2 protein-coding genes are annotated in these 1,789 nt (G+C 66.2%); both read left to right on the top strand.

Annotated features, from left to right (window positions below):
* Positions 1 to 1,103 (top strand): sugar ABC transporter ATP-binding protein (locus tag EOA28_RS34715; RefSeq protein ID WP_148671062.1); only part of this gene is annotated, 1,103 nt, incomplete at its 5' end.
* On the top strand, positions 1,100 to 1,789 hold a 690-nt coding region (locus tag EOA28_RS34710), incomplete at its 3' end, for an ABC transporter permease (protein ID WP_128315795.1). The genes EOA28_RS34715 and EOA28_RS34710, both read left to right, overlap by 4 nt.

Raw genomic sequence — 1,789 nt, 5'->3', positions numbered from 1 at the left:
CGCTTGTGAAAGATCTCACCACGGCGCAGCAGAAGGTCGTGCAGATCACCCGCGCCTTAGCGCAAAAAGCCTCGGTGCTGGTGCTCGATGAGCCGACGGCGGCGCTCGTCAAGCGCGAGGTCGACAGCCTGTTCGACGTGCTGCGCCGGCTGCGCGACGACGGCATTGCCGTGGTCTTCATCTCCCACTACATGCAGGAGATCGAAAAGCTCTGCGACCGCGTCACCGTGATGCGCAACGGCACCGATGTCGGCACGGTCGACCCGCGTCAGACGCCGATCGACGAGATCATTGCGATGATGATCGCCCGCGATGTCGGCGAGATGTTCCCGAAGCGCTCGGTCACTTTAGGCGCGCCGGTGCTGGAGGTTTCCAAGCTTCGTCTCGGCGGCAGCTTCGAGAACATCGGCTTCAATGTCCGCGCCGGCGAGATCGTCGGCTTCACTGGCTTGCTCGGCTCCGGCGCCAAGGAGATCGTGCAGTGCCTGTTCGGCCTCAAGACCGCCGAGGGCGGCCAGATCAAGGTTGAGGGCAGGGAGGTCGCGCTGTCGACGCCCGTCAAAGCGGTGCGCGACGGCATCGCCATGCTGCCGGAAGACCGCCGCGCCCATGGCGTGGCGCTCGGCCTTTCGGTGCGCGAGAACATTTCCCTGGCCAGCCTGCGCCGCTATTCCAAGAGCGGGTTGGTCAGCCGCGGCAGCGAGAACCAAGCGGTGGACGGCCTGATCAAGGAACTGTCGATCAAGACACCGCATCGCGACGCGCTGGTGCGCGAGCTCTCCGGCGGCAACCAGCAGAAGGTGGCGATCGCCAAATGGCTGAGCTGCCAGTCGCGCGTCTATGTGCTGGACGAGCCGACGGTGGCCGTCGATGTCGGCGCCAAGGTCGAGATCTACAATCTTCTCAATCGGCTGGCGGGCGAGGGCGCGGCGATCCTGCTTCTGTCCTCCGACCTGCTCGAGCTGGTCGGCGTCTGCGACCGCGTGCTGGTCGTCTATCGCGGCCGGCTTGCCGGCAGCTTCTCCGGTTCCGCGATGAACAGCGATGCGCTGCTGGCGGCTTCGTCGGGCGCACGTTCGAACATCGATGGAGTGGCTGCATGAGCGCGACTGTCCTCCACACAGACGTCGGTGTTTCCGACGAAAAGCAGGCCGCCGCCAAGAGCGCCGGCCGCCGCTTCGGCGCGCTCATCGTGCGGCTCGGCGCCATCGCCGCCTTCGCCGCGATCATGGCTTATTTCGTCATCTTCGCGCCGGGCTTCACCTCGACCTTCAACCTGATCAACGTCGTCGAGCAGTCGGCGATACTGGGCGTGCTCGCCTATGGCATGACCGCTGTCATCATCGGCGGCGGCTCCGACGTCACCGAAGGCGGCATCGATCTCTCCATCGCCGCCAATATGGGGCTCTGCGCCGCCGTCTATGCGACGCTGCTGTCGATGGGCTACGGAGACTTCCTCTCGGTGCTCGCGGCGATTGCCGTCGGCATGGCGGTCGGCGCGCTGAACGCCCTTGCCGTGGTCGGGCTCGGCATCCTGCCGCTGCTCGCAACACTTGCCGTGCTCAATGTCGCGGCCGGCATGGAACTCACCATCACCCAGAACACGGTCGTCGGCGCATCCTCCCCGCTGCTCGGCGTGCTGGTGTCGGGCAGCTTCCTCGGCATCTCCGCGCTTGCCTGGGCGCTGATCGTCTTCTCCGCCATCATGATCGTGGTCGTTCACGGCACGTCGTTCGGGCTCAGGCTCTACGCCGTCGGCGGACACCCGGAAGCGGCGCGCGCGGCGGGC

The sequence above is a fragment of the Mesorhizobium sp. M2A.F.Ca.ET.067.02.1.1 genome (assembly GCF_004023285.1).
Lineage (GTDB): Bacteria > Pseudomonadota > Alphaproteobacteria > Rhizobiales > Rhizobiaceae > Mesorhizobium.
The sequence above is the reverse complement of the archived record's forward strand: the minus strand, read 5'-3'. Positions and strand labels throughout refer to the sequence as shown.